Below are 25,870 nucleotides of genomic sequence, written 5' to 3'. Positions count from 1 at the left end.
GGGCCACCGGCCCGCGCACCGGCCGGCGCGGGACCGCATGGTCCGGCCCGGCCGCCGCCGGACGGTGCGCCGCCCGTACTCCTCCGGTGCTCCTCACCCGCCCGGGCGGTCCGTCCGCCGCGCATAGTTGGGGTATGGACTCCAGCTTCGGCCGGGTGGTGCGACAGCCTCCGACCACGCCCGTGCCGCTCCGAGGCGTGCTGCCCCGGCGGGCGGTGCTGCTCGGGGGCGCGGGGGTGCTCCTGGGCGCGGCCGGCTGCGCCCGGGGAGGGCCGGCCGGCCCCTCGGCGGCCGCCCCGACCGGCTCGCCGACCCCCGCCACGACCACCGGCCCCTCCCCCTCCACCGGCTCCCCGTCCGCCGTGGCCACCGGCGGTACGGCCGCCGCCCTGCCGGCGGTCACGCCCTGGGTGCCCGGCCCGGGCGAGGTGGCCCCCGACGTGAAGCTGCGGGCCGTGCAGCTGGTCGAGGCGCTGGGCACCTGGCCGGCCGGCGGCCAGGGCGTCGCCGCGGCCGGGGCCCGGGCCGCCGCGCTCGGGCTCAACCCGGCCCTGGCCGCCCAGGCCGGGCCGCTGCTCCCGGCGGCCGACCGGGCCGTCGTGCAGGTGGTGTACGCCCAGTACGGCGGACTGCTGGCCGACAGCGCCAGTGTCATGGTGGTGTGCCGCCAGTGGACGGCCCGGGCCGACGGCACCGTCGCCGAGGGCGGCACCACGGTCGACGTCCGGCTCGGCCGGGCGCAGCCGCGCTGGACGGTGACCGAGCTGCACCCCGCCGACCCGGGACCGCCCGCGGCCGCCCTCTCCGCCGCAGCCCGCGCCGTGCTGACCGACACCCGGATCCAGCTGCCGCCCGCCGCGCTGGCCGACGTCACCAGCGGCGCCGTCCACGACAGCGTGCTGCGGGCGATGCTCACGCTGGCGGGGACGTACACCTTCCAGGTGACCGTGCTGCGCTCCGGGCACCCGCTGGACGTCTTCGGCACCGACCGGCCCAGCGACCACCCGCAGGGGCGAGGCGTGGACGTCTGGCAGATCGACGGCCACACCGTCGCCGACCCGTCGACCGACCACGCGCTGGTCGACGGCTTCATGCGGGCCGCCGCCGCGGCGGGCTCCTACAACGTCGGCGGGCCGCGGCAGCTGAGGGGTGGCGTGACGGCCAATCAGTTCTTCTCCGACGACACCCACCACGATCACGTCCACGCCGGGTTCACCGACTGAGGACGGCGCTCGGCGGTCTGTGAGAGAGTGCGCCCCGAGAAGGTGATCACCCGACCACGGAGAACCGGGGGCAAACTCGTGGAGACGTCGGTGGAGCTGGGGGCGGCGCGCACCGCCCTGGTGCTGGTCGATCTGATGGACCGGATCGTCGCGCTGCCGTTGCGGCCGAGGAGCGGCGACGAGGTGCTGGCGACCTCGCTCGCGCTCGCCGGGAGGTTCCGGGCGGCCGGGGCGACGGTGGCCGCGATCCGGGTGGAGCGGCCGGGCGTCGCGGAGCAGCCGCCGGGCAGCGGGCTGGCGGCGGGGGTCGCCGAGGCGGCCGACCTGGTGGTGGTCAAGCGGACCGTCGGCGGCTTCCACGGCACCGGCCTGGACGCTCTGCTGCGCGAGCGCGGGGTGGACACCCTGGTGTTCGCCGGCATCGCGACCAACATGGGGGTGGAGTCGACCGCGCGGTCGGCCGACGACCACGGGTACGAGCTGGTGTTCGCCGAGGACGCGATGACCGCGTTGACGGAGGAGGAGCACCGCGCGGCCGTCACGCTGGACCTGCCCCGGTTCGGCGCGGTGGTGCCGGCGGCCGGCATCCGGCTCGGCTGACCCCCGCCCCGTCCGCCGGGCCGGCCGCCGCTCCTCCACCGCCGGGGCCGGCCGCACGGTCCGTGAGCCGCACGGTCCGTAAGCTGGGGCGATGCTCGCACCCGCCGCCCTGCCGACCCCGCTGCACCGGCTGTCCGACCCGGTGCTGGAGCGGGCCGGCCTGGAGCTGCGGCTCAAGCGGGACGACCTGCTGCACCCGGCCGTGCCCGGCAACAAGTGGCGCAAGCTGGTGCCCAACCTGGAGCTGGCGCGGGAGCGGGGGCACACCCGGCTGCTCACCTTCGGCGGGGCCTACTCCACCCATCTGCGGGCGACCGCCGCCGCGGCCTCGGCGCTCGGCCTGTCCAGCGTCGGTCTGGTCCGGGGTGAGGAGCTGGCCGCGGCGCCGCGGAACTGGTCGCTGCGGGCGGCCGAGGCGTCCGGGATGGAGCTGGGGTTCCTCACCCGCGGCGACTACCGCCGGACGGTGGCCGGGCTGGCGGACCCGGCCGTCGCGGCGGAGCTGGCCGAGCGCTGGGGCCGCTGCCTGGTCCTGCCCGAGGGCGGCTCCAACGGGCCGGCCGTGACCGGCGCGGCGGCGATTCCCGCCGAGATCCCGGATCTCGGCCCGGGCGACCTGCTCTGCTGCCCGGTCGGCACCGGTGCCACCCTCGCGGGCATCGCGGCCGGGCTGCCGCCGGGCGCGCGCGCCCTCGGGGTGGCGGTGCTGCGCGGCGGCGAGGGGTACCTGGAGGGCGAGCTGGCCCGGCTCCACCGGGAGGCCTACGGGCGGGAGTTCGCGAACTGGCGGATCGACCACGGGCACCACGGCGGCGGCTACGGGAAGGTCCCGGCGGAGCTGGAGGCCTTCGCCGCGGGGTTCGAGGACCGGCACGGGGTCGCACTGGAGCGGCGCTACGTCGCCAAGACGCTGCTGGCCGTCCACGACCTGGCCGCGGCCGGCGAGCTGGCGCCGGGCACCCGGGTGACGGTGGTCGTCACGGGGCTGCCGGACCCGGTGCGGCAACTCCGGGGCTGATCGCGAGTCCGTCCATGAAGACCGTGAACAGGTGGGCGCCGCGGCCGGCCTCCGAGGGCGCCTGGTCGGCGATCCATCCGAGGGCGTTGACCAGGGTGAACAGGTCGGTGCCGTCGATGTCCGGGCGGATCCGCCCGGTCTCCTGGGCCCGCCCGAGCAGGTCCCCGGCGGCCTGCCGCATCGCCACGCAGGACGCGTGCAGGGGTGAGTCCGGGTCGTTCAGGGTGGCCATCAGCGAGCCGGCCAGTCCCCGGTAGCCGCCGGTGCTGACGATGAAGCCGCGCAGCCACTCGGTCAGTGCCGCGGCGGGCTCCAGGGTGCGCCCGAGGTCGGCCGCGCGGGTGGCGAGCCCGTCGAAGCGTTCGCGCAGCAGCGTCTCCAGCAGGTCCTCGCGGGTCGGGAAGTGCCGGTAGAGGGTGCCCAGTCCGACGTCGGCGCGGCGGGCGACGTCCCGCAGGGAGGCCTGGGTGCCTTGTTCGTCGACGACGGTCCGGGCCGCTTCGAGGATGCGTTCGCGGTTGCGCTCGGCGTCGGCGCGTCGGCCGCGGGGGGCGGCGGGGCTCTCTGCGGTCATGCGTTCTCTCCGGTCGGGGGCCGGTCGCCGGGGCGTCCGGGTGTTTCGCGGCGGGGGCCGGTCGGCGGCCGCGCGGGCTGCGGCCGTTGACAAGTGGAGCACTGCTCCGGTTATATCCGGAGCATTGCTCCGCATTCTACGGGGCACTCGCGCGACCAGGGGAGAGTCATGACCAAGGCAACGATGGGTGCGATTCGGGTGCACGCCTTCGGCGGCCCGGACGTGCTGCGCTACGAGCAGGTGCCGGTGCCCGAGCCGGCGCCGGGCGAGGTGCTGGTCGAGGTCCGCGCGGCCGGGCTCAACCCGCCGGACTGGTACGCCCGGATCGGCTTCGCCAACATCCCCGCCGCGCTGCGGGCCCGCCTGACGCTGCCGTTCGTCCCGGGGACGGACATCTCCGGCGTGGTGGTGGCCCTGGGGCCGGGGGACTCCGGCTGGTCCGTCGGTGACGAGGTGTTCGGGCTGGTGCGGTTCCCCTCCGCCGGCGACGCCGGCCGGGGGTACGCCCAGTACGCGACGGCGCCGGGGACGCACCTCGCGCGCAAGCCGTCCGGGCTGGACCACGTGGGCGCCGCCGGGATCCCGATGGCCGGGCTGACCGCCTACCAGTACCTCTTCGACCACATCGGCCTGGAACGGGGCCCGGACGCGGCGGCGGGCCGGACGGTCCTGGTCAACGGCGCGGCCGGCGGGGTCGGCCACTTCACCGTCCAGCTCGCCGAGGCGATCGGCGCCGAGGTGGTCGCGGTGGCCAGCGGGCGGCACGAGGAGTTCCTGCGCGCCCTCGGTGCGGATCGCTTCGTCGACTACACGAGCACCGCCGTCGAGGACGTGGTGCGCGAGGTCGACCACCTCGTCGACACCGTCGGCGGCCCCGACGGCCACCGGCTCCTGCCGGTGGTGCGACGCGGCGGCACCCTCAGCCCGGTCTTCCTGGGCGAGTACCACCGCGAGCGCGCGGGCGCACTGGGCATCACCTTCCCCTCCGGTCAGGTGCACTCGGACGGGGCGCAGCTGGGCGAGCTGGCCCGGATGGTCGAGCAGGGCCTGCTCACGGTGGGGGTGGACAGCGTCTTCCCGCGCGGCCGACGCGCACGAGCGGGCGGAGCGCGGGCACATCCAGGGCAAGATCGTCCTGCGGGTGGCGGAGGGCGGGTGAGCCACCGGTCCCGGCCGGCCCGCCACGGGGGTGCGGGCCGGCCGGGACCGGGTCGGCCGCAGGGCCCGCAGGGGCCGGGTCAGCCGAAGGTGAGGTTGGCGCAGGGGTCGGTGTCGGCCGTCCGGGCGTTGTCGGCGATGCCGGTGGGGATCGTCGACGGGATGGTGCTCGACGGGCTCGGGCCGCCGGTGGCGCCGCCGGCCGGGCCCACGGCGGCCGGCTCGTAGTCCCGGCCGAGGGTGATCACCACGCTGTCGGCGCCGGCCTCGGCGACCAGCCGGGCGCCCGGGAAGAGCGTGGCCAGCTGCTGGACGGCGGCCTGCTGGGCCGCGGGGTAGGTGATCTCGGTGGTGAGCCGGCCGCCGCCGCTCGCGCCGAGGGTGACGTCCTGGTAGCCCTTGGCCCGGAGGGTGTCCGCGGCGCGGCCGGCCAGCCCGGCGGTCTTCGTCCCGTTGACGACCACGATCGGCGCGGCGACGGGGGCGGCGGGGCCCGAGGCGGCGGTGGCGGGGGCGGCCGGGCCGGTGGCCGGGGCGGCGGAGGAGGAGGGGGCCGTGCCGCCCGGGGTCCCGGGGGCGGTCGGGCCGGCGGCCGGCGAGGCGGTGGCCGGATCGCTCTGCCCGGTGGGCCGGCCGTCGAGCGTGCGGTCCTGGCGCAGCAGCGCCCAGAGGGTGTCCACGTCGGGGTGGACCAGGGCGACCCGGTCGCCGGCGAAGCGCCAGGGGGTGGTGACGAAGGTGATGTCGGCGAGCTTGATGTTCTGCAGCGACTGCGCGAAGTCCACCAGCTTCATCGCGGTGCCCAGGCCCTCGTCCACGGTGAGCGAGCGGGTGGCGGCGTCGGCGAGCGGGAGCAGGGTCGGCAGCGAGAAGCCCAGGCCCTGGACCTTCTTGATCATCGAGGAGAGGAAGGCCTGCTGACGCTTCATCCGGCCGATGTCCGAGTTGTCGCCGAATCCGTAGCGGGCCCGGAGGAAGTCGACGGCCGGCTGCCCGGATATCTTCTGCGGGCCCTTCTTCAGGTGGATGTCGTGCGAGTTCACATCGTTGGGGACGCATATGTCGACCCCGTTGATGGCCTCGGTCATCGCCGCCACGCCGCGGAAGTCGACCACGACGGTGTGGTCGATCCGAAGGCCCGTCAGCGCCTCCACGGTGTTCTGGGTGCAGGCCGGGTTGCCGTTGGGGAACTCGCCGACGGTGAAGGCCTCGTTGAACATCTGGTTGGTGCGCGGGGTCGTCCACGTCCCGTTCTGCAGCTTGCAGGACGGGATGGTGACCAGGGTGTCGCGGGGGATCGAGACGCCGACGGCGTGCTTGTGGTCCGCGTAGACGTGCAGCAGGATCGCGGTGTCGGAGTGGCCCACGCCGATGTCGCCGCCGCCGAGTTCGTCGTTGCCGCCCTCCCGGGTGTCCGAGCCGAGGACCAGCACGTTCACCGGCAGCCTGGCGCCGGGCGTGACGGGTACGGGGGCCGGCGGGCGGCTGGTGGCGACACCGCCCGGGTCGAAGGTGCTGATGTTGGTGTCGAGCCGGTGGTAGAACCAGGCACCCGCACCCGCGACGGAGAGCACCAGGACGGCGGTGAGCCCGATGGCCGTACGGGCGAGCCGCCGGCGCCGGGGCGTGCCGCTGCGCCGGCCGTCGGTACGGCCGTTCGTGGGATCGGTCATCGCCCCTGTGCTCTCTCGTCGGCCGCCGGCCCGGGGCCGGCGGTCTGGTCTCATGGGTAAGACGCTTCGGGAGAACGTTCGGTTACACCCGCGGGCGATCCGGTCGGGCCGTGTGACACGTCTCACGCCCGGCGGCCGCTTTCGCCCCGGTTCGCCCCGGGGTCGGCGGCCCGCGCGTGCCCGCACCGTGCCGGGCGGGGCCGGCGGCCGGCCCGACGGGCGGTCAGGCGGCCGGGCCGGCGGGGTCGGTGGACGCGAGGTCGGCCGGGGTACCCGGGCCGACGCCGTCGAGCATCCGGCGCAGCAGGTCGCGCAGCACGGCCCGCTCGTCGTCGCCGAGTGCGGCCAGCGGCTCGCGGGCGAAGTTCAGCGACTCGCGCAGCTCCTCGGAGGCGTCGGAGCCGGCTTCGGTGGCGGCGACCAGCTTCACCCGGCGGTCGTGCTGGTCGGCCTCCCGGGTGACGAAGCCGCGGGACTCCAGGCGGTCGACGATGCCGGTGATGTTGGACGGTTCGCAGCTGAGCGTCTGGGCGATGTGCCGCATCGGCATCGGGCCGCGGCGCAGCAGGGCGAGCACCTTGGCCTGGGCGCCGGTGAGCGAGCGGGCGGCGGCGGCCTCCTCGTACTCGCGGTGGAAGAGCGCGACCAGGTTCGCCATGAGGTCGACGACCTCGCGGGTGATCGCATCGGTCGGCTGCGGGGCGATGACCTCGGTCGGCTGCGTGTCCATACCGACCAGTCTACCTGAACATTTGACAACGTGAACCTTTCATGCCCACGATTGCTTTACCGGCTCAACCTTTCAGGTGGGCCGGTAAACCGGGGGAGAGTCCTCAGGACCGCCCCCGGGCTGACCCGCCGCAACCGCAAGGAGAGATCGATGGCAGAGCAGGCAGTGCCCACTGTCGCCCGTGAATGGCACCTCGCCGCCCGCCCCCAGGGCTGGCCGACCCCGGCGGACTTCGCGCTGGTCGAGGCGCCGGTCCGGCAGCCGGGCCCGGGCCAGATCCTGGTCCGCAACGAGTACCTCTCGGTCGACCCCTACATGCGGGGCCGGATGAACGACGTCAAGTCCTACGTGCCGCCCTTCGCGCTCGGCGAGGTGATGGACGGCGGCGCGGTCGGCCGGGTGGTCGCCTCGCAGGCCGAGGGCTTCGCGGTCGGCGACGCCGTGCTGCACGGGCTCGGCTGGCGCGAGTACGCCACCCTGGACGCCGGGCACGCCGTCAAGGTGGACGCCGAGGCGGCGCCGCTCTCCTACTACCTGGGCGTGCTCGGCATGCCCGGCCTCACCGCCTACGCCGGCCTGCTCGCGGTGGCGGGCCTCAAGGAGGGCGACCGGGTCTTCGTCTCCGGCGCCGCCGGCGCGGTCGGCTCGCTGGTCGGCCAGATCGCCAGGCTGAAGGGTGCCTCCCGGGTGGTCGGCTCGGCCGGCTCGGCGGAGAAGGTCGCCACGCTGGTGGACGACTACGGCTTCGACGCCGCCTTCAACTACAAGGACGGACCGGTCCGCGAACAGCTGGAGAAGGTCGCGCCCGAGGGCATCGACGTCTACTTCGACAATGTCGGCGGCGAGCACCTGGAGGCGGCGATCTGGGCGCTGAACGTGCACGGCCGGGCCGTGCTCTGCGGCGCCATCGCCCAGTACAACGACACCTCCGCGCCGGCCGGCCCGCGCAACCTGGCGCTCGCCATCGGCAAGCGGCTGCGCCTGGAGGGCCTGCTGGTGCGTGACCACGCCGAGCTGCAGCCCCGGTTCACCGCCGAGGTGGCCGGCTGGCTGCGCGACGGCAGCCTCCACTACGACGAGACGGTGGTGGACGGCGTGGAGCACGCCACCGACGCCTTCATCGGACTGCTGCGCGGTGGCAACACCGGCAAGATGGTCGTCCGCCTCGCCCCCTGACCCGGCCCTCCTCCCGGCTCCGGCCCCCGGTCGGAGCCGGCCTGGTGCCGCGTCAACTGCTCCGCCCGCCGCCCGCCGCCCCCTCCGGGCCGGCGGGCGGTTTGCGTACGGGCGCTGGCCGGGGCCGCGCACTACCGCATCCCGGCCGGATCCGAAAGAGCGTCACCCGAGGTGGGGGGCGGCGCGGTACGGTGGTCCCGCCCCGTCATGGGGCCGTTCGGGGGAGAGATCCGAACGAGGGGTGGACCTCGTTGAGGATCCGACTAACATTGAGTGAAAGCCTGTCCGTTTTGCTCAATTTAGTGGCTTAATGTCGCCTAACTTGGGTAACTGTGGATCACCTGCAGGCACGAGGCAGCTGGGGAAGGCGACCCTCGTCCACAGCCTGGAGGTCCCGGTGACGACACGTGGAGTCCTGTACATCCACTCAGCGCCCCGCGCGCTGTGCCCGCACGTCGAGTGGGCGGTGGCGGGCGTGCTCGGTGTGCGGGTGAGCCTCGACTGGATCCGCCAGCCGGCCGCACCCGGCCACTGGCGTGCCGAGTTCTCCTGGCAGGGGGAGCCCGGCACCGCGTCGAAGCTCGCCTCCGCCCTGCGCGGCTGGCAGTTGATGCGGTACGAAGTGACCAGCGAGCCCTGCGCGACCGCCGAGGGCGAGCGCTACAGCAGCACGCCCGGCCTGGGCATCTTCCACGCCGTGACCGGCATCCACGGCGACATCCTGATCCCCGAGGACAGACTGCGCGCCGTCCTGCTGCGGGCCCGCAACGAGGGCAGCGACCTGGAGGCGGAGATCTCCCGGCTGCTCGGCAAGCCCTGGGACGACGAGCTGGAGCCGTTCCGCTACGCGGGCGAGGGCGCCCCGGTGCGCTGGCTGCACCAGGTGGTCTGAGCCCGGCCGTCCGGGCGAGGGTGCCGCGGGCCCGGCCGGCCCGCGGCACCCTCGCCGCCCGCCCGCTCCGCCGCCGGACCCGGCAGCCGGACATGACGGCCGGATCCGACAGCCGGACATGACAGTGGGGCCGGTGTCCGAGCGGACACCGGCCCCACTGTCATGCCGGGGGCGTCAGGACGCCCCCGTGGATCAGACGCTGCGGAAGGCCAGCACCACGTTGTGGCCGCCGAAGCCGAACGAGTTGTTCAGCGCCGCGATCGGGCCCTCGGGCAGCTTGCGGGGCTCGCCGGTCACCACGTCCGCGTCGACCTCGTCGTCCAGGTCGTCGAGGTTGATGGTCGGCGGGGCCAGCCGGTTGTACAGGGCCAGCACCGTCGCGACGGTCTCGATGCCGCCGGCGCCGCCCAGCAGGTGGCCGGTCATCGACTTGGTGGCCGAGACGGCGATGTGGTCCAGGTGCTCGCCGAGCTCCTTGCGCAGGGCCTTCAGCTCCGCGACGTCACCCTGCGGGGTCGAGGTGGCGTGCGCGTTGACGTGCACGATCTCGGCCTTGTCCAGCTGGTTGCGGTCGAACAGGTCGGCCAGCGCGCGGGCCACCCCCGCACCGGTCGGCTCCGGCTGCGCGATGTGGTGCGCGTCCGAGGACAGGCCCTGGCCGATCGCCTCGGCGTAGACCCGGGCACCGCGCGCGGCGGCGTGCTCGGCGGACTCCAGCACGACCACACCCGCGCCCTCGCCCAGCACGAAGCCGTCACGGGCCTTGTCGTACGGACGCGAGGCGCGCTGCGGCTCGTCGTTGTTCTTGGACATGGCCATCATGTTGGCGAAGGCCACGATCGGCAGCGGGTGGATCGCCGCCTCGGTGCCGCCGGCCACCACGACGTCGGCGCGGCCGCTGCGGATCATCTCGATCGCGTAGCCGATCGCCTCGGCGCCGGAGGCACAGGCGGAGACGGGGGTGTGCACGCCCGCGCGAGCGCCGACCTCCAGGCCGACGTTGGCCGCCGGGGAGTTGGGCATCAGCATCGGGACGGTGTGCGGGGAGACCTTGCGGACGCCCTTCTCCTTCAGCACGTCGTACTGGTCGAGAAGGGTGGTCACGCCGCCGATGCCGGAGGCGATCACGGCGCCCAGGCGCTCCGGGGCGAGCTTGGAGGACACGTCGGTGGCGGGGGTCTCGTAGCCGGCGTCGGCCCAGGCCTCGCGGGCGGCGATCAGCGCGAACTGCGCCGAGCGGTCCAGCTTGCGGGCCAGCGGGCGGGGCAGGATCTCGCCCGGCTCGACGGCGGTGCGGGCGGCGATCCGCACGGGGAGGTCGGCCGCCCACTCCTCGGTCAGGACGCCGACGCCGGAACGGCCGGCGAGCAGGCCCTCCCAGGTGGAGGCGGCGTCGCCGCCCAGCGGCGTGAAGGCGCCGATACCCGTGACGACCACGGTGCGGTTTTCAGCGGTCACTGGTTTTTCTCTCTCACGTGTGGCGGGGGTTCGGCGGCGCCGGGGGTGGGGCCCGGCCGGGGCGCTACGCGGGGGCGCAGGGCCCCGGCCGGTCTTTCAGGCGGTCGCACCGGGCGATCCGGTCGGGTCGACCGGGCCGGAGGTGGTGACCAGTGCTCAGGCGTTGGCGAGGATGTAGTCCACGGCGTCGCCGACGGTCTTCAGGTTCTTGACCTCGTCGTCCGGGATCTTCACGTCGAACCGCTCCTCGGCGGCCACGACGACCTCGACCATGGACAGCGAGTCGACGTCCAGGTCGTCCGTGAAGGACTTGTCCAGCTCGACGTCCTCGGCCGGGATACCGGCGATCTCGTTGACGATCTCAGCGAGACCTTCCAGGACCTCGTCCTTGGTGGTAGCCATGGTGGCTGCTCCTCTTCGGTGTAGATGCGACGGCCCGGCGGGCGGCCGCAGGTTCAGTGGGTACAGCGGTACAGCGGTGTGCCTAGGGGAGCGTAACGACTGCCGCCGCGTAGACCAGACCCGCCCCGAATCCGATGATCAGGGCGAGGTCGCCGCTCCGGGCTTCACCGCTCTCCAGCATGCGTTCCATCGCCAGTGGGATGGACGCCGCCGAGGTGTTGCCGGTCTCGGCGATGTCGCGGGCCACCGGTACCGACGCGGGCAGCTTGAGCGCCTTGATCATGGCATCGGTGATCCGCATGTTGGCCTGGTGCGGGATGAACGCACCGAGCTGGTCGGCGGTGATCCCGGCGGCGTCCAGCGCCTGCTGGGCCACCTTGGCCATCTCCCAGACGGCCCAGCGGAAGACCGGCTGGCCGTCCATCCGCAGGGCCGGCCACTTCTGCTCCTCGCCGACGCCGTTGACGGCGTCCTGCTTGGCGAAGGCGGTGTCCCAGGCCTGGGTCTGCGAGATGACGTCCCGCTGGGAGCCGTCCGAGCCCCAGATGACCTTGCCGATCCCCGGCGTGTCGGACGGGCCGACGATGACCGCGCCCGCGCCGTCACCGAAGATGAAGGCGGTCGAGCGGTCCGAGGTGTCGGTCAGGTCGCTGAGCCGCTCGACACCGATCACCAGCACGTACTCGGCGCTGCCGCCGCGGATCATGCCGTCCGCCAGGCCCAGGCCGTAGCCGAAGCCGGCGCAGGCCGCGGAGATGTCGAAGGCCGGGGCCGTCCCGCAGCCGAGCCGCTGGGCGGTCTCGGTGGCGATGGCCGGGGTCTGCTTGAGGTGCGAGACGGTCGCGACGATCACGCCGCCGATCCGCTCCGCCGAGATCCCGGACTGCGCGATCGCCTTGCCGGCGGCCTGCACCGACATCTCGGCGACGCTCTCCTCCGGGCCGGCCCAGCGGCGCTCGGCGATGCCGCTGCGGCTGCGGATCCACTCGTCCGAGGAGTCGATCCAGTTCAGCACCTCGGAGTTCGGGATCACCCGGACCGGGCGGTACCCGCCGACCCCGAGGATGCGCGAGAACGCCGCGCCGGTGGCGGGCCGGATCTGTGGGGTGGTCATGCGTTCTGCTCCTGACCGCCGGACGCGTGGGCACCGTGCTCAGCCACCAGCGCGCGAGCCTTGTCGAGATCGGCAGGGGTCTTGAGGGCCAGCGTCGCGACACCCTTGACGTTGCGCTTGACCAGGTTGGTGAGGGTGCCGGCCGGCGAGAGCTCGATCACGGCGGTCGCGCCCAGCTGCTGCAGGGTCTCCATGCAGAGGTCCCAGCGGACCGGGCTGGAGACCTGCGACACCAGCCGCTCCAGCACCTCGGCGCCGGACCGCACGACCTCGCCGTCCCGGTTGGAGACGTACGCCACGGCCGGGTCGGAGACCTTCAGGGTCGGCGCCAGCTCGGCGAGGCGCCGCACGCCCGGGGCCATGTGCTCGGTGTGGAAGGCGCCCGCCACCTTCAGCGGGATCACCCGGGTGCCGGCCGGCGGATCGGCCTTGAGGGCCTCCAGCTGGGCCAGCGTGCCGGCCGCGACGATCTGGCCGCCGCCGTTGTTGTTGGCCGCGGTCAGGCCGTGCTCGGCGAGCTTGGTGGCGACCGCCTCCGGGTCCCCGCCGAGCAGGGCGGCCATGCCGGTCGCGGTGACCGCGGCGGCCTCGGCCATCCCCAGGCTCCGCTCGCGGACGAAGGTCAGCGCGTCGTGCGCGCTGAGCACCCCGGCGCCGGCGGCGGCGGTGATCTCACCGACGCTGTGTCCGGCCACCGCGCCGACGATCTCCCGGGCGAGGTCCTCGTCCGGGAAGAGCGCGCGGGCGGTCACCAGGCCGGCCGCCACCAGCAGCGGCTGGGCGACGGCGGTGTCCTTGATCTCCTCCTCGGAGGCCTCGGTTCCGTAGCGCACCAGGTCGAGCCCGGCGACGTCGGACCAGCCGCGCAGGCGGTCGGCGACGCCGTCCACCTCCAGCCAGGGGCTGAGGAATCCGGGAGTCTGGGCACCCTGTCCAGGGGCGACGATTACGAGCACGGTTCAAGCCTCTCTTGCCAGGAGCCCGGGGGCGGGTAGGCGACGGTAACGAAGAAAAGCACGCGGGATTGTGGAGTCCCTACAGCGCTGTCAGTTCTGCTCCCCGACCGTGCCGAGCCGGCCCAGTGCGAGTGCGATGCGCAGCGTGAAGGCCGACCGTACGTCGGAGGGAGCATAGCCCGTGACGTCAGTCACACGTCGGAGCCGGTAGCGCACCGTGTTGGGGTGGACGAAGAGCATCCGGGCGGCGCCCTCCAGCGAGGAGGCCTGCTCCAGGTACACACTCAGCGTCTCCAGGAGGGCCGAGCCCGCCTCGTCGAGCGGTGTGTAGATCTCCTCCACCAGCTGGCGGCGGGCGGCCTTGTCCCCGGCGAGCGCGCGTTCCGGCAGCAGGTCGTCCGCCAGGACGGGGCGCGGGGCGTCCGGCCAGGCCGCGCAGGCCCGCAGGCCGGCCGCGGCCGCGTGCGCCGACCTGGTCGCCGACAGCAGGTCGCCGACGGTCGGGCCGACCACCACCGGGCCGGGGGCGAACTGGCCGATCAGCGCCCGGGCCGCGTGCACGGGCTCCTTGTCGCCGCCGACCACCACCACCAGGCGCTTGCCCAGCACACCTGTCAGGACGTGCAGCTTGGCGTACCTGGCGGCCCGTCGGATCGCCTCCACCACCAGCTCGCTGTCCCCGTCGGGCGCGCTGCCCATCACCACCCGGACCTGGCTCGGCTGGCCCCAGCCGAGCGCGGCCGCCCGGGAGAGCACGCCCTCGTCCGCGTCACCGGAGAGCAGCGAGTTGACGACCAGCGCCTCCAGCCGGGCGTCCCACGCGCCGCGCGCCTCCGCCGCCTGGGCGTAGACCTGCGCGGTGGCGAAGGCGATCTCGCGGGCGTACACCAGCACCGACTCGCGCATGTCGGCCTCGTCGCCGGGGGCGGCCACCTCCTCGATGGCCTCCTCCATCACCTCGATGGTGGTGCGGATCAGCTCGACGGTCTGGCGCAGCGTGATGGCCCTGGTCAGCTCGCGCGGCGCGGTGCCGAAGACGTCGGTGGAGATGGCCTGCGGCGCGTCCGGGTGCCGGTACCACTCGGTGAAGGCGGCGATGCCCGCCTGCGCGACCAGGCCGATCCAGGACCGGTGCTCCGGCGGCATCCGCCGGTACCAGCCGAGCTGGTCGTCCATCCGGGCGATCGCGGCCGAGGCCAGCTTGCCCGAGGACTTCTCCAGCCGTTTCAGGGTCGCGACCCGCCGCTCGGCGCGGTCGGCCGCCAGTTTGCGCTCCTGCGCGGTCAGCCGGGGCGCGGCCCGTCCGGCGCGCGGCGCGGCGGCCTTGCCGCCCTTCGCGGCCGCGCCGGACCGGGCCGCTGCTCTGGTTGCTCCGGCCCTGGCAGCGCCCGGCGCGGCGGGCTCCGCCGCGCCGGTGGCGTCGTCGGGCGTGTCGGACTGGTCGTTCTTGGCGTTCGCGGAGGCGGCTGGCACAGGACAAGACTGCCTCACCCGGGTGACCGCTCGTGCACAGCCCCTCCGATCCGGCCCGGTGGCAGCGGTCACACCGGCTACCGTGGGGCCCGTGACCGACGCCGCCCTCCGCCCCCGGACCGACCTGCGCCGCACCGCCGAGCGGTACCTCTCGACCCCGGCTCCCGGCATCGAGACCAGGCACGCGTTCTCCTTCTCCGGGCACTACGACCCGAGGAACACCCACTTCGGCGCCCTGCTGGCCTGCAACGAGGAACGGCTCGCACCCGGCGCCGGCTTCGACGAGCACCGCCACCGGGACACCGAGATCGTCACCGTCGTCCTGGAGGGCGCGCTCGCCCACCGCGACAGCGACGGCCACAGCGGCGTGGTGCGCCCGGGCATGGTGCAGCACCTGGGCGCGGGTTCCGGCGTCACCCACACCGAGCGCAACGTGGGCGGCGCCGAGGTGCCCGTCCGCTTCGTCCAGATGTGGCTCCAGCCGGACGTCTTCGACGCGCCCCCCGCGTACGGGCTCCGCCGGGTGGAACGGGCCGCCGAGGGGTTGACGCTGCTCGCCTCCGGCCTGGCCCGTGACGCGGACTCGCCGGCCCTGCGGCTGCGCCGCTCGGACGCCGCGCTCTGGCTGGTCACGGCCGGCCCCTGGCTGCCGTTGCCCGAGCTGCCCGCCGCCGAGTACCGCTACGCGCACCTGACGGCGGGCTCGCTGGGCTTCCGCACCGTCCGGGGTCCGCAGGGCGGCGGCCGCTCGATGGAGCCCGGCGACAGCGCCCGGATCAGCGGCGACGCGTTCGCCGACCCGACGGCCGGCGAGCACGGCGCCGAGCTGCTGCTCTGGGAGATGCACTCGCCCGTCTCGTACGGCTGACCCGGGGCCCGGCCCGCCCCGGCGGCCGCCGGGCCCCGGCGGGCTCAGCCGTCCAGTTCCTCCAGCACGGCGTCGGTGAAGGCCGGCCACGCCTCGGCCGCCCACGGGCCGAAGTCGCGGTCGGTGAGGGCGACGCAGGCGACGCCCGCGGTCGGGTCGACCCACAGGAAGGTCCCGGACTGCCCGAAGTGACCGAAGGTGGCCGGCGAGCTGGTGGTGCCCGTCCAGTGCGGGGCCTTCCCGCCGCGGATCTCGAAGCCCAGGCCCCAGTCGTTGGGCTTGCGGTGCCCGAAGCCGGGCAGCACGCCGCTCAGCCCGGGAAAGGCGACCGACCGGGTGGCGGTCTCGACGGTGGAGCGGTCCAGCAGGCGGGGCGCCTGCAGCTCGGCGGCGAACCGGACCAGGTCGGCCACCGTGGAGACGCCGCCGGCGCCGGCCGGCGAGCGGTGCCCGGTGTCCAGGTACGAGGCGGCCATGCCGAGCGGCTGGAACACCGCCTCCGCCACGTACTGCGCGAACGGGATGCCGGACGCCTTCGCCAGGGTCTCGGCGAGCACGTCGAAGCCGGCGTTGGAGTAGAGCCGCCGGGTGCCCGGCGCCGCCATGGTCCGGTGCTCGTCGAAGGCCAGGCCGGAGGTGTGGGCCAGCAGGTGACGCACCGTGGACCCGTCCGGGCCGGCCGGGTCGTCCAGCTCGAAGACGCCCTCCTCGACCGCGACCAGCGCCGCGTACGCGCTGAGCAGCTTGGTCACCGACGCCAGCGGGAAGGGGTGCTCCTGCGGCCCGTTCTCACCCAGCAGCGCGCCGTCCGCGCCGCGCACCACGGCCGTCGCCGCGTTGGTAACCGGCCAGTCCTCGATCATCCGCAAGCTCTGCATGGGCCCGACTCTAGCCAGTTCCCCCGGACGGCCGCGTGCGAGGCTTGCTTTGAGTGCGCTCCAACTCACTAGCGTCGTAGTCACCGCACACCAGGGGGTCCAGCCCATGACCACACTCACTCCGGCCACCGACGCACCGGCCGCCCGGCACGCCGTCGCGGTGTGCCCGCCGGCCCGGGCCGCCGGCCCGTCCCCCGACCCGGCCGACACCGGGCGGCGCAGCTGCGCCGAGGCGTACGCCGCACCGGACAGCACCCCGGACCGGAGCCCGCGGCACACCATCAGCGAGGTCGCGGCCGCCACCGGCCTCACCGCCCACACCCTGCGCTGGTACGAGCGGATCGGCCTGCTGGACCCGGTCGACCGCACCTACTCCGGCCAGCGCCGCTACAGCGACGGCGACCTCGCCCGGCTGGGCTTCCTGAGCCGGCTCCGGCTCACCGGCATGTCGGTCGCCGACATGCTCCGCTACGTGGAGCTCGCCCGTCTCGGCGAGCACACCTTCGCCGAGCGGCGCGACCTGCTGGTCACCCACCGGGAGGAGGTGCGGCAGCGGCTCGCCGACCTGCACGCGACGCTCGCCGTGCTCGACCACAAGATCGACCTCTACTCCGGCACCCAGGACCCGACGGCACTGCGCGAGCCCCCGACCGGGCCCGACCCGGCGAGAGCGCGGCGGCCGGCGGCACGGATCCGGCACACGGCGACGGAGCAGCACCCCGTCCCGGAGCGGCACCTCGTCACCGAGCAGGCCCCCGTCACAGAGCAGCCCCCCGTCACGGCACGGGCCCCCCGTACCCGGGCCCCGAGCAAGCAGAGGAAACAGAGCGCATGACCATCCCCACCACCAAGCTCGGCAGCACCGGCCCCGTCGTCGGCGTCCAAGGCCTCGGCTGCATGGGCATGAGCGAGTTCTACGGCCCGACCGACACCCCGGAGGCACTCGCCACCCTGGACGCCGCGCTCGACCTCGGCGTCACCCTGTTCGACACCGCCGACGCCTACGGCGGCGGGCACAACGAGGAGCTGATCGGCCCGTTCGTCCGGGCCAACCGCGACCGCGTGGTGCTGGCCACCAAGTTCGCCATCGAGCGGCGCGAGGACGACCCGGCCTGGCGGGGCGTGCGCAACGACCCGGCCTACATCCGCTCCGCCGTCGACGCCTCGCTGCGCCGGCTCGGCGTGGACGTCATCGACCTCTACTACATGCACCGCCGTGACCCGGCCGTCCCGTTCGCCGAGTCGGTCGGTGCGATGGCCGAGCTGGTGCAGGCCGGCAAGGTGCGCCACCTGGGCCTGTCCGAGGTCACCGGCGCCGAGCTGCGGGAGGCCCACGCCGTGCACCCGATCGCCGCCCTGCAGTCCGAGTGGTCGATCTTCTCCCGGGACGTCGAGCGCACGGCGGTGCCCGCCGCCGCCGAGCTCGGGGTCGCCTTCGTGCCCTACTCGCCGCTCGGCCGGGGCTTCCTGACCGGCGCGTTCACCGCCGCCGAGGAGCTCTCGCAGGGGGACTACCGGCGCCGGCACCCGCAGTTCAGCGGCCCGAACGCCGAGGGCAACGCCCTGCTGGTGGAGCCGGTGCTGAAGATCGCCGCCGCCCGCGAGGTCGGCGCCGCGCAGGTCGCCCTGGCCTGGGTGCACCAGCGCGCCGAGGTGCACGGCCTGCCGGTGGTGCCGATCCCGGGCACCCGCCGCCGGAGCAGGCTGGCGGAGAACACCGCCGCGGCCGGCCTGCGGCTGACCGCCGAGGAGCTCGCCGAGCTGGAGCCGATTGCCGCCCGGGTCGCCGGCAGCCGGTACGCCGACATGTCGTTCACCTCGGCCGGGCGCGAGTAGCCCGTCCGGGCCGGGTGGAACGCCCCCCGCGCTCCACCCGGCCCGCTGGGCCGGCCGGCCGCTCCCGGACCGCTCCGGACCCCTCCGGCGTCCGCGCTCAGGCCTCCCGGCCGAGCCAGCCGGCCAGCCGGGCGTAGGGGGCCGCGTCCGCCGGGACGGGCCGGACCTCGCCGAACGGCACGAAGCCGCGGATGTCGGCGGGCAGCACGGCCTCCGCGACGGCCAGCGCGGCCAGGGCCAGCCCGTCGTCCAGCGGGAGGGTGCTGTCCAGCGCCCGGGCGATGTCCCAGGAGTGCGTGACCGCCTCCATCACGTAGCCGCCCAGCGCGCCCCGGCCCGGCACCTCGCCCCAGGGCGCCACGCTCGGCCGGTCCAGCTTGGCGTCCTCGGCCCAGGCCGCCGTCACCCGGGCGACGGCCCGCTCGAACACGGCGGGCCACTCGTCGTCCTCGATCTCGCCGCAGGCGGCCGCCACGTCCTGGGCCCGGCCGCCCTCCCCGATGTAGGCGATCCGGTGCACGCCGCCGACGGTGTGGCTCAGCAGCTCCCGCAGGTCGTACTCGGTGCACGGGGTGGCGTTGCCGAGCGCCTCGGGCGTCACCTCGGCGAGCAGCTTCTCCAGCTGGCCGAGCGCGAGCAGGTACAGCGGGCGGGGGTCCTGGGTCATGTCCACGGTGTTCTCCAAGCGATGAGCGGGTCTCTGCTTCGGGACCCACCCTCGCGGGAAAACCTGACATCCGCCGTCAGGTTTTCCTGGCATTCTCGACGCCATGAAAGCCGACCGGCTGCTGTCGATCCTGCTGCTGCTCCAGACCCGCGGGCGGGTGACCGCCGCCGAACTGGCCGAGCGGCTGGAGGTTTCCGTCCGGACCGTCTACCGGGACGTCGAGGCGCTCTCCGCGGCCGGTGTGCCGGTCTACACCGAGCGCGGGCGGCACGGCGGCGTCGCCCTGCTGCCCGGCTACCGCACCGACGTCACCGGACTGACCGGCGACGAGGCCCGGGCGCTGTTCGTGCTGGCGGCCGAGGGCGCGCACCGCGCGCTCGGGCTGGACGGCGCGCTCGGCTCCGCCCTGCGCAAGGTGATGGCCGCGCTGCCCGCCCCGCACCGCCCGGCCGCCGAGCGGACCAGCGAACGCGTCCTGGTCGACCCCGCGCGCTGGATGCGGACCGGCCCGGACACCGCCGTCGACCTGGGCGAACTCCAGCGGGCCGTGTTCGCCGACCGCCGGCTGCGGCTCGCCTACCGGCACAGCGGCGCCGCCGGGCCGGCCGAGTACACCGTCGACCCGTACGGCCTGGTGAGCAAGGCCGGTGTCTGGTACCTGGTGGCCGATCTGGCCGGCGAGCCGCGGCTGTTCCGGGCGGACCGGGCGTCGGCGGCGGAGACCCTGGAGGAGCCGGTGCGCCGCCGGCCGGGGGCGAGCCTGGGCGAGGTCTGGGCGGGGCTGCGGGAGCGGGTGGAGCGGCTGCCGGTCGAGGTGACGGTCCGGCTGAGGGTCCGCCGGGAGCGGCTGGACATGTTCGTCCGGATCCACGGCGCCCTGCTGGTGGCGCCGCCGCCCGCCCCGGCGGGGGAGTGGGCCGAGCTGGTGATGGGGTTCCGGGCGGTGCGGGCCGTCCGTGCCCTGCTGGCCTTCGGCGCGGACGTCGAGGTGCACTCCCCGCCCGAGGCCCGCCGGGAGCTGGCGGCGGCGGCCGCCGAGGCGGTGCGGCTCTACGCGCGGGACGCGGCCGTGCCCGGCCCGGAGGCGGACGGCCCGGACGCCGGGCGGTGACCGGCGCCGCTCAGGGGGAGGAGGCCCCGCCGCTCAGCTCTGCGCCGGCAGGGTGTGGCTGACCGCCCGGTAGCGCCCGAGCGCGATCGAGGCGAAGTTCTGCAGGCTGTGGGTGCCGGTCGCCAGGTACCCGTTGTGGCCGGCCGCCCCGGCCGAGGAGATCTCCTCGGCGCCGAAGCCGCCGCCGGTCGGGTCGGCGCCGTGGCCGAGCCCGCCGAACTCCAGGTACGGCACGTTGCCGATCCAGTCGGTGGGATTGCGGGTGGCCCAGACCTGGACGCCGCCGCCCAGCTCGGCCGCGCTCTCCACGCCCATGCCCGGGCTGCCGAACACGACCACGTCGGTGATCCCGGCCGGCTCGCCGTCCGCGCCGGTGGCTGGCGGGATGTCCGGGGCGGCGATCCCGCAGACCACCGAGCCGTAGGAGTGGCAGAACAGGGCCGGCGGGGCGGTCGGGGCGGTGGTCTCCTTGAGGCCGCCGAGCAGCCGCTCCAGGCGGGGCGCCGCGACGTCGGCGAGCCGCGAGGTGACCGCGTCCGGGCCGAGGCCGGAGGGGGTGACGTAGCCCGTCCAGGCGATCACCGCGCTCACCGTGTCGGGGGCCTGGCGCTGCTCCTCGGCGAGCAGCGCGCGGGCCATCCCGGCGGGGGAGCGCAGCGGCTCGGAGGCCTGGTCGTGGTGGCCGAGGTCGGCGTCGGAGCCGGGGACCAGCACGGACACGCGCTGGGCGCGGGCGAGGTCGCCGAACACCTCGCTGACCAGGCCACGGCCGCGCGGGTCGAAGGCCAGGATCTGCCGGCCGGCCTGCAGCAGGTGGTCGCAGTCGTTGGCGCGCGAGACGGCCAGCGCGCGCTCGGCGGAGTCCAACGAGTGGTCGGCGGCCCGGGCCCGGGCGCGTTCGCGCTCGGCGGCGACGGCCAGCCGGTTGGCGCGGTAGCGGACGTCGAGCGGGGCGCCGTCGAAGTTGCCGACCACCAGCGGGTACTCGGTGAGCAGCCGGTCCAGCTCGGCGGGCTTCAGCGAGGCGAAGAAGGTGGCGACGGTGCCGGCCGAGGTGGTGGCCGGGTCAGGGAGGGCGCGCCCGAGGGAGTGGTCCTGCACCCAGGCGGCGCTGCCGGCCGGGGGCGACGCGATGGCGACCTGTTCGGTGGAGGCGGCGGCCTGGGCCGCGGCCGCTCCGGCGTCCACGAGGACCGCGCAGCCCGCGAAGGCGCCGATCAGTACACGCTTCCAACGCCTTCGGCGCATGGCGTCAACTCCCTCGGGGACCCGTGACCGTCACTGCGGGCGGGGCCCGGAGGTGGTACGACTGCCTACTGCTCCGGCAAGCGTAGGTGGTCGGGAGGAGCGATGGGCGAGCCCTAAACTGTGGGATGGGTCACATGTCGATCCGTCGGCCCCGTATCGCCGGGCTGAACCGGGAGTTTCGCCGGGGTGCCACCTCGGCGGTCCGATGATCCGCCCGCGCGCGTCGCCGGACGGGCGCCCGTGGGTCGCGACGCCCGACCGGCGCGTGCGCGGGGTGCGCCGGTGCAGGTCAACGTCCTGCTCGCGGATTTCGGTGGGCCGGTGTGCCGGTGGGTGACCGGCCCGTCCGGGGTGCCCGAGGCCCCGGCCGGACCGGCCCGTCCGGGGTCAGGCCAGCGAGGTCCAGCTGCCGGCGTCGCGGTCCGCCTGTTCGAGGCGGTCCGGGTGCCCGCTGCCGTCGGCGACCGAGATCCGGCGGTACCTGTTCTGATGGAAGACCCAGAACTCGCTCTTGCCGCCCGTGCGCTGACGGTCCGGCACGGCGAGGAAGCTGTCGACCCGGGTGACGCCTTCGAGCGAGACCCAGGCGGTCAGCTCGCGGTCGGAGCGCTCCAGGGCGTCCATGTGCAGGCCGCTGTCGAAGACCGAGATCAGCCGGTAGACCTGCCGTCCGCCGGCACTGTGGAACACCCAGTACCAGCTCTTCCCGCCGACGCCCTGCAGGTCCGGCACCGGGAGGAAGGCGTCGACCTGCGCGACGCCCGCCAGCGAACCCCACCGGCCGAGGCCGCGGTCGGCGTGGTCCAGGGTGTCGGTGTGCGCGACGCCGTCGGCGATCGACACGCCCCGGTAGACCTGCTTGCCCTCGACGGTGTGGAAGAACCAGTACCGGCTCCGCCCCCCGACCCGCTGCTTGCCGGGGATCGGCAGCACGGCGTCCACCCGGGCCACGCCCTGCAGTGCCGCCCAGCCGGTGAGGGCGCCGTCGGACTTCAGCAGGGCGTCGTCGTGGGTGCCGCCGGCGACCGAGATCTTGCGGTACCGGCCCTGCCGGAAGACCCAGAACTCGCTGACCCCGCCCGGGACCTGCGCGTCCGGCACCGCGAGGAACTCGTCCACCACCTGGGCGGGGGGCCGCGGGGGCGTCGACCCGCCGCCGGGCAGGGCGGTTCCGGGCTGCTGGGCGCCGGTGCCCTGCTGCGGGGCGCCGCCGCCGGGCTGCTGCGCCGCCGGTGCCAGCGGGGCGAGGGTGCCGTCGGCGAGCCCGCGCAGCAGGCTGAGGGACGGCGCGAAGGCGTAGACCGAACCCTCGGTGCGGACGAACTGCTTGAAGCCGAGCGGGGTGACCTGACGGCTGCCGTCCGCGGCCCGGCTCTCGTAGCTGACCGGGCAGTCCAGTCCGATCATCGGGTCGCCGCCGGGCTCGTGGGGCGCGCGCCCGGGCGGGAAGTTCGTCTCGTCGATCCAGGCGGTCTGGATGAACTCGAACTGGGTGGTGATGTCGGCCTGGTAGCAGACGAAGAGCAGGCCGCGCGGGTCGTCCGGTCCGCCGGGGCCTTCGGAGGCCGGGTCGAAGGGCTGTCCGTAGGGCGCGCCGCGGCGCATGATGCGCCGCCCGTCGAGGAGTCCGGCCTCCAGCGGCGGCTCGCCGGGTCGCTCGCGCAGGCCGTCGCGCGGGCTGGTCTTGCGCAGGTGCGAGAAGAGCGGCGTGACCAGGCCGTCCGGGTCGTCCCGGAACCCGAAGTCGTTGTCGTCGGACGCGGCCGGGTCGAAGGGCACGTCGGCGCCGGGGTGCTTGCAGACCGGCGCGCCCGAGCGCCAGCGGCCGACCAGCCGGGCCGCCAGCCACTCGGTGGTGGCCTCCGGCGGGACGGCCTTGGCCTGCTTGAGGATCCTCAGCTGGACGCCGACCTGGGCCCACCAACCGGGAACGTCCTGGGCGAGCCGGCGGACCACCTGGAAGGAGCCGTTCCGCGCCCAGTCGGGCAGGCCGGTGCTGCTGCCGGGGGCGGGCTCCTCGCCGACGACGAACTCGCCGGCCGGGACGATCCGGGTGCCGGGGTGGCCATCCACCTCGTCCGGGTTCGTCGCGGAGGGCCGGTCGAAGCCGCGGACGCCCGGCTCGCTGACGCCGTCCTTGAAGCCGAAGTGCTCCTTGCCCCGGCGGGTGCCGAGCAGGGTCGCCGCGTTCTGCTGGAAGACGATCACGATCCGGGCCTGGGCGGCGGCGTCCCGCTGCTCGGTGACCGCGGCCTGGAGGTCCTGCGCGGTGTCGGCGGCGACGGTCAGCACCGCGTGCACCGGCTGGGTCCGGCCGTTGCCGAACAGCCAGTTGTCGGGGGAGTTGTCGCCGGTGTCGCCGAGCGCGCCGGCCCGCTTGGCGGAGCCGTCCTTGAACGCCTCCAGGGTGCCGCCGACGGGCGCGTTCTCGTAGGGCTCCCGGCCGGACAGCTCGGCCAGGCCGGCGTAGGTGAAGCTGACGCCCGTCCAGACGGCCTTCAGCGAGCCGGGGTCGTCGCCGCCGGAGGCCCGGCGGGCGGCGCTGAAGGCCGCGTTGAAGGCGGCCACCTGACGGGTGGTGGCGATCCTGGGGGTGAGGGCCTTGAGCCAGGCCCGGGCCTTGGGGGCGTCCTCGAACTTCAGGAACAGCAGGGTGACGTGGTCTTTCTTGAATCCGGCGAGGATGTCGCCCTGGATCTCGTCGCTCTCGCGCAGTCTCAGATCGGTCATGCGTGCCCTCCTGGGGCGGTCTCACAGGAACACGTACGGTAGTCGGGTTCATCGTGGACGAACCAAAAAGTCACCCGGACGGGGCCGCGCGGGATCCGTCGCGCGCGCCCCCGTCCGGGGTGCGGGGCCGGGTGGGGCCGTCCGATGACCGGCCGTCAGGACGGAGTGCCCAGCTGGACCCACTGCGCGGTGCTCGGGACGCCCTTGTCGTCGAGGAGGAAGAGCATGTAGTACCCGGGCGGCGCCGCGGCCGCCGACGGCGGCGCCTGGAGCTCCAGCTTGGTGCCGGCCCGGCTGGTGATCCGCAGCTCGACGTGGCGCTGGCTGGTGTTCACCGAGTGGGTCGCGGTGGTCGGCGAGAGCAGCACGGCGCGGGCGGCCAGCGTCGGCGTCGAGGTGGTCGCCAGGAACCTGCCGCCGTAGCCGATCATGCTCTGCGGCGCCTTGTCGAGCACCGGACGGTTGCCCTTGGCCAGGTAGGCGGGCTCGTAGATCTCGATGCTGCCGTTCATGTCGTCCGTGATGTCCGGGTCGTTGGCGAGCTGCTGCAGCTCGTCCCCGGTCACCATCACCCGGCCGTCCGGGAGCACCACCGCGTTGGAGTGGTAGCCGCGCGGCAGGCGCTGGACGGGCCCCAGCCGCCAGTTGCCCTGCGCGTCGCGCAGCTCGGTCTGGCGGTACTTCAGGTCCGCGTTGGGGTTGTACGGGCCGTTGCCGTAGTCGCGGATGTCGTAGGCGCCGTTGACCGTCATCAGGGTGCCGTCCGGCAGCAGCAGGGTGTCGTCCTGGGTGCGGCCGAAGGCCCGGGACTTCTCCGCCGTCCAGGCGCCGTTGGAGAATTTGAGGGTGTTCGGGTTGTCCCGGTCGCCGCCGAGCAGCAGGGTGGCGTCCGGGCCCTCGGGGCCGCCGGGCAGCGGCACGGCCGAGCCGTAGTTGCGCTTCTTGCCGTCCGGCCTGGCCGGCAGGTCGGAGCGGGTCTCGTTGTTCGGGTCGAACAGCCACTGCTCGCCGGGGTGCCGGCCGAAGCCGTAGACGTTGCCGTCGCGCATCGAGAACAGGTGCGGGTAGTCCAGGGTGAACGGGGCGCTCGCCCTGAACGTGTCCACCGGGGTGTTGCGCGGCAGGTCCGACTTGGTCTGCGGCACCGGGAAGTCCTTCGCCGGGAACCGCTCGACCACCGGGGTCGGGGTGCCCCAGCCCAGCTCGGACTGGCCGGACATGATCAGCTGCCGGCCGTCGGGGCCGGTGACCACCGACGGGTACCAGCGGCCGACCGACATGTCCGGGTTGCGGGTCCAGGTCTCCGTCCACGGGTCGAAGATCAGCGACAGCTTGGCGCCGCTGCCGCCGTTGCCGCCGAGGTTGCCGCCGAAGACCCCGAGCATGCCGTTCGGCAGGAACGAGTGCCCGGCGCAGAAGAACGGCGCCGGGCGGGGCTCGCCGAGCCCGTCCGGCATGTCGATCACGGGCGGGGTGACCTTGGTGAACGCGCCGGGGCCGGTGCCCTTGGCCGGGTCCCAGAGGAAGGCGCGGCCGGCGTTCTCCTTACCGGTGGTCTGGGTCGGCGCCGGCTCCTTCTCCGGGTTGGTCTCGATCCGCTCGAAGGAGAAGAGCAGCACCTTGCCGGTCGGCAGCATGGCGATGTGGGCGGCGAACTCCGGCGAGGAGAAGTACTGCTTGAAGGCGCCGGAGGTGGTCGGGTCGAAGCCCGCGTTGATCGTCGCCTGGGAGTCCGTCAGCGCGTTCAGCCGGTTGGTCCTGGTCGTCTGCGGGTAGTCACCGACGCCGCGGATCGCCGCCCTGGCGCCGGCGTGCGCCTCGGCGTGCTCCTGGCCCAGCGACGCGACCTCGTCGGGGCGCATCTCGGCCATCACCCGGGGCGAGGTGATGTGCGGGGCGGCCTCCTCGCCCGCCGAGTGGCCGTCGTGGCCGTGCACCTGGGCGGCGCGGGCCAGGGCCGGGGCGGCGGTGGTCAACAGGCTCGCGCCGGTCAGGGCGGAGACGACGGCGCACGCCGAGAGGGCGGCGGAGAGTTTCCTGCGGGACATGGGGCTCCTCGGGGGCAGGGGCGTGGGGGCAGGGGTG

21 protein-coding genes and 2 pseudogenes are annotated in these 25,870 nt (G+C 74.7%); 10 read left to right on the top strand and 13 right to left on the bottom strand.

Features of this window, described 5'->3' with window-relative positions:
* Positions 1 to 134: 134 nt before the first annotated feature.
* The 3 genes from J2S46_RS13390 (at position 135) to J2S46_RS13380 (ending at position 2,841) form a co-directional block, all read left to right on the top strand.
* Positions 135 to 1,223, top strand: coding sequence for a hypothetical protein (locus J2S46_RS13390; RefSeq protein WP_229912495.1), 1,089 nt, complete (start codon positions 135 to 137; stop codon positions 1,221 to 1,223).
* Between the two features lie 78 nt (positions 1,224 to 1,301).
* Positions 1,302 to 1,823 (top strand): isochorismatase family protein, encoded by a 522-nt coding sequence (locus J2S46_RS13385; protein WP_191289173.1) that lies wholly within the window; start codon positions 1,302 to 1,304, stop codon positions 1,821 to 1,823.
* 91 nt (positions 1,824 to 1,914) lie between these two features.
* Entirely contained in the window at positions 1,915 to 2,841 is a 927-nt protein-coding gene (locus J2S46_RS13380; protein WP_191289172.1) for a 1-aminocyclopropane-1-carboxylate deaminase/D-cysteine desulfhydrase, read from the top strand.
* Here J2S46_RS13380 and J2S46_RS13375 read toward each other — a convergent pair.
* Positions 2,801 to 3,415, bottom strand: a complete 615-nt coding sequence (locus J2S46_RS13375) for a TetR/AcrR family transcriptional regulator (protein WP_191289171.1) — start codon at positions 3,413 to 3,415, stop codon at positions 2,801 to 2,803. The two genes, J2S46_RS13380 and J2S46_RS13375, sit on opposite strands and share 41 nt — an antisense overlap.
* Positions 3,416 to 3,583: 168 nt before the next feature.
* Here J2S46_RS13375 and J2S46_RS13370 point away from each other — a divergent pair.
* Positions 3,584 to 4,438 (top strand): annotated as a pseudogene (locus tag J2S46_RS13370) (NADP-dependent oxidoreductase); the annotation flags it as partial.
* Positions 4,439 to 4,653: 215 nt separating this feature from the next.
* Here J2S46_RS13370 and J2S46_RS13365 read toward each other — a convergent pair.
* Both J2S46_RS13365 and J2S46_RS13360 read right to left on the bottom strand, forming a co-directional pair.
* Entirely contained in the window at positions 4,654 to 6,246 is a 1,593-nt protein-coding gene (locus J2S46_RS13365; RefSeq protein ID WP_229912493.1) for an LCP family protein, read from the bottom strand.
* A gap of 223 nt (positions 6,247 to 6,469) precedes the next feature.
* A complete protein-coding gene (locus J2S46_RS13360; protein ID WP_191289169.1) occupies positions 6,470 to 6,976 on the bottom strand; it encodes a MarR family winged helix-turn-helix transcriptional regulator in 507 nt (168 codons plus the stop codon).
* Between the two features lie 150 nt (positions 6,977 to 7,126).
* On the opposite strand from J2S46_RS13360, the gene J2S46_RS13355 reads away from it, so the two are divergent.
* Together J2S46_RS13355 and J2S46_RS13350 are read left to right on the top strand one after the other, a co-directional pair.
* Positions 7,127 to 8,152: an NADP-dependent oxidoreductase gene (locus J2S46_RS13355; protein WP_191289168.1), complete on the top strand. Its 1,026-nt coding sequence runs from the start codon at positions 7,127 to 7,129 to the stop codon at positions 8,150 to 8,152.
* A 397-nt stretch (positions 8,153 to 8,549) separates the two neighbouring features.
* Positions 8,550 to 9,044 (top strand): DUF3145 domain-containing protein, encoded by a 495-nt coding sequence (locus J2S46_RS13350; protein ID WP_073927575.1) that lies wholly within the window; start codon positions 8,550 to 8,552, stop codon positions 9,042 to 9,044.
* 192 nt (positions 9,045 to 9,236) lie between these two features.
* Here the strand turns inward: J2S46_RS13350 and fabF are convergent, their stop codons facing one another.
* From fabF to J2S46_RS13325, 5 genes are all read right to left on the bottom strand, one after another.
* Entirely contained in the window at positions 9,237 to 10,502 is a 1,266-nt protein-coding gene (fabF, locus tag J2S46_RS13345) for a beta-ketoacyl-ACP synthase II (RefSeq protein ID WP_191289167.1), read from the bottom strand.
* Between the two features lie 156 nt (positions 10,503 to 10,658).
* Positions 10,659 to 10,904, bottom strand: coding sequence for an acyl carrier protein (locus J2S46_RS13340; RefSeq protein ID WP_073927573.1), 246 nt, complete (start codon positions 10,902 to 10,904; stop codon positions 10,659 to 10,661).
* Between the two features lie 82 nt (positions 10,905 to 10,986).
* Positions 10,987 to 12,018, bottom strand: a complete 1,032-nt coding sequence (locus tag J2S46_RS13335) for a beta-ketoacyl-ACP synthase III (RefSeq protein WP_307349921.1) — start codon at positions 12,016 to 12,018, stop codon at positions 10,987 to 10,989.
* A complete protein-coding gene (locus tag J2S46_RS13330) occupies positions 12,015 to 12,974 on the bottom strand; it encodes an ACP S-malonyltransferase (protein ID WP_191289165.1) in 960 nt (319 codons plus the stop codon). The genes J2S46_RS13335 and J2S46_RS13330 overlap by 4 nt, the downstream gene beginning before the upstream one ends.
* A gap of 90 nt (positions 12,975 to 13,064) precedes the next feature.
* Positions 13,065 to 14,240, bottom strand: coding sequence for a PucR family transcriptional regulator (locus tag J2S46_RS13325; protein WP_286158462.1), 1,176 nt, complete (start codon positions 14,238 to 14,240; stop codon positions 13,065 to 13,067).
* 298 nt (positions 14,241 to 14,538) lie between these two features.
* Between J2S46_RS13325 and J2S46_RS13320 the strand changes: the two genes are divergently transcribed.
* Positions 14,539 to 15,315, top strand: a complete 777-nt coding sequence (locus J2S46_RS13320) for a pirin family protein (protein ID WP_229912491.1) — start codon at positions 14,539 to 14,541, stop codon at positions 15,313 to 15,315.
* Between the two features lie 44 nt (positions 15,316 to 15,359).
* Here the strand turns inward: J2S46_RS13320 and J2S46_RS13315 are convergent, their stop codons facing one another.
* On the bottom strand, positions 15,360 to 16,193 hold the full coding sequence (locus tag J2S46_RS13315; RefSeq protein WP_191289164.1) for a serine hydrolase domain-containing protein: 834 nt from the start codon (positions 16,191 to 16,193) through the stop codon (positions 15,360 to 15,362).
* Positions 16,194 to 16,299: 106 nt separating this feature from the next.
* On the opposite strand from J2S46_RS13315, the pseudogene J2S46_RS13310 reads away from it, so the two are divergent.
* Both J2S46_RS13310 and J2S46_RS13305 read left to right on the top strand, forming a co-directional pair.
* Positions 16,300 to 16,806 (top strand): annotated as a pseudogene (locus tag J2S46_RS13310) (MerR family transcriptional regulator); the annotation flags it as partial.
* Positions 16,807 to 17,024: 218 nt separating this feature from the next.
* Positions 17,025 to 18,029 carry an aldo/keto reductase gene (locus J2S46_RS13305; RefSeq protein ID WP_191289162.1) on the top strand — a complete coding sequence of 335 codons (1,005 nt, stop codon included), beginning with the start codon at positions 17,025 to 17,027 and terminating at the stop codon, positions 18,027 to 18,029.
* 97 nt (positions 18,030 to 18,126) lie between these two features.
* Here J2S46_RS13305 and J2S46_RS13300 read toward each other — a convergent pair whose 3' ends face one another.
* Positions 18,127 to 18,696 (bottom strand): TIGR03086 family metal-binding protein, encoded by a 570-nt coding sequence (locus tag J2S46_RS13300; protein ID WP_229912577.1) that lies wholly within the window; start codon positions 18,694 to 18,696, stop codon positions 18,127 to 18,129.
* Between the two features lie 103 nt (positions 18,697 to 18,799).
* Here J2S46_RS13300 and J2S46_RS13295 point away from each other — a divergent pair, with 103 nt between their 5' ends.
* The gene (locus J2S46_RS13295) at positions 18,800 to 19,807 is read left to right on the top strand and encodes a helix-turn-helix transcriptional regulator (RefSeq protein WP_191289160.1); all 1,008 of its coding nucleotides are present in this window, start codon (positions 18,800 to 18,802) and stop codon (positions 19,805 to 19,807) included.
* A 33-nt stretch (positions 19,808 to 19,840) separates the two neighbouring features.
* Here J2S46_RS13295 and J2S46_RS13290 read toward each other — a convergent pair whose 3' ends face one another.
* From J2S46_RS13290 to J2S46_RS13280, 3 genes are all read right to left on the bottom strand, one after another.
* Positions 19,841 to 21,055 carry an alpha/beta hydrolase gene (locus tag J2S46_RS13290; protein ID WP_191289159.1) on the bottom strand — a complete coding sequence of 405 codons (1,215 nt, stop codon included), beginning with the start codon at positions 21,053 to 21,055 and terminating at the stop codon, positions 19,841 to 19,843.
* A gap of 387 nt (positions 21,056 to 21,442) precedes the next feature.
* Positions 21,443 to 23,785 carry a Dyp-type peroxidase gene (locus J2S46_RS13285; RefSeq protein ID WP_229912485.1) on the bottom strand — a complete coding sequence of 781 codons (2,343 nt, stop codon included), beginning with the start codon at positions 23,783 to 23,785 and terminating at the stop codon, positions 21,443 to 21,445.
* A 155-nt stretch (positions 23,786 to 23,940) separates the two neighbouring features.
* On the bottom strand, positions 23,941 to 25,833 hold the full coding sequence (locus J2S46_RS13280; RefSeq protein WP_191289158.1) for a galactose oxidase early set domain-containing protein: 1,893 nt from the start codon (positions 25,831 to 25,833) through the stop codon (positions 23,941 to 23,943).
* Positions 25,834 to 25,870 lie beyond the last annotated feature (37 nt).

Origin of the sequence: Kitasatospora herbaricolor (genome assembly GCF_030813695.1) — a bacterium.
GTDB classification, from domain to species: Bacteria; Actinomycetota; Actinomycetes; order Streptomycetales; family Streptomycetaceae; genus Kitasatospora; species Kitasatospora herbaricolor.
This window is presented reverse-complemented; position numbering and strand designations above follow the sequence as displayed.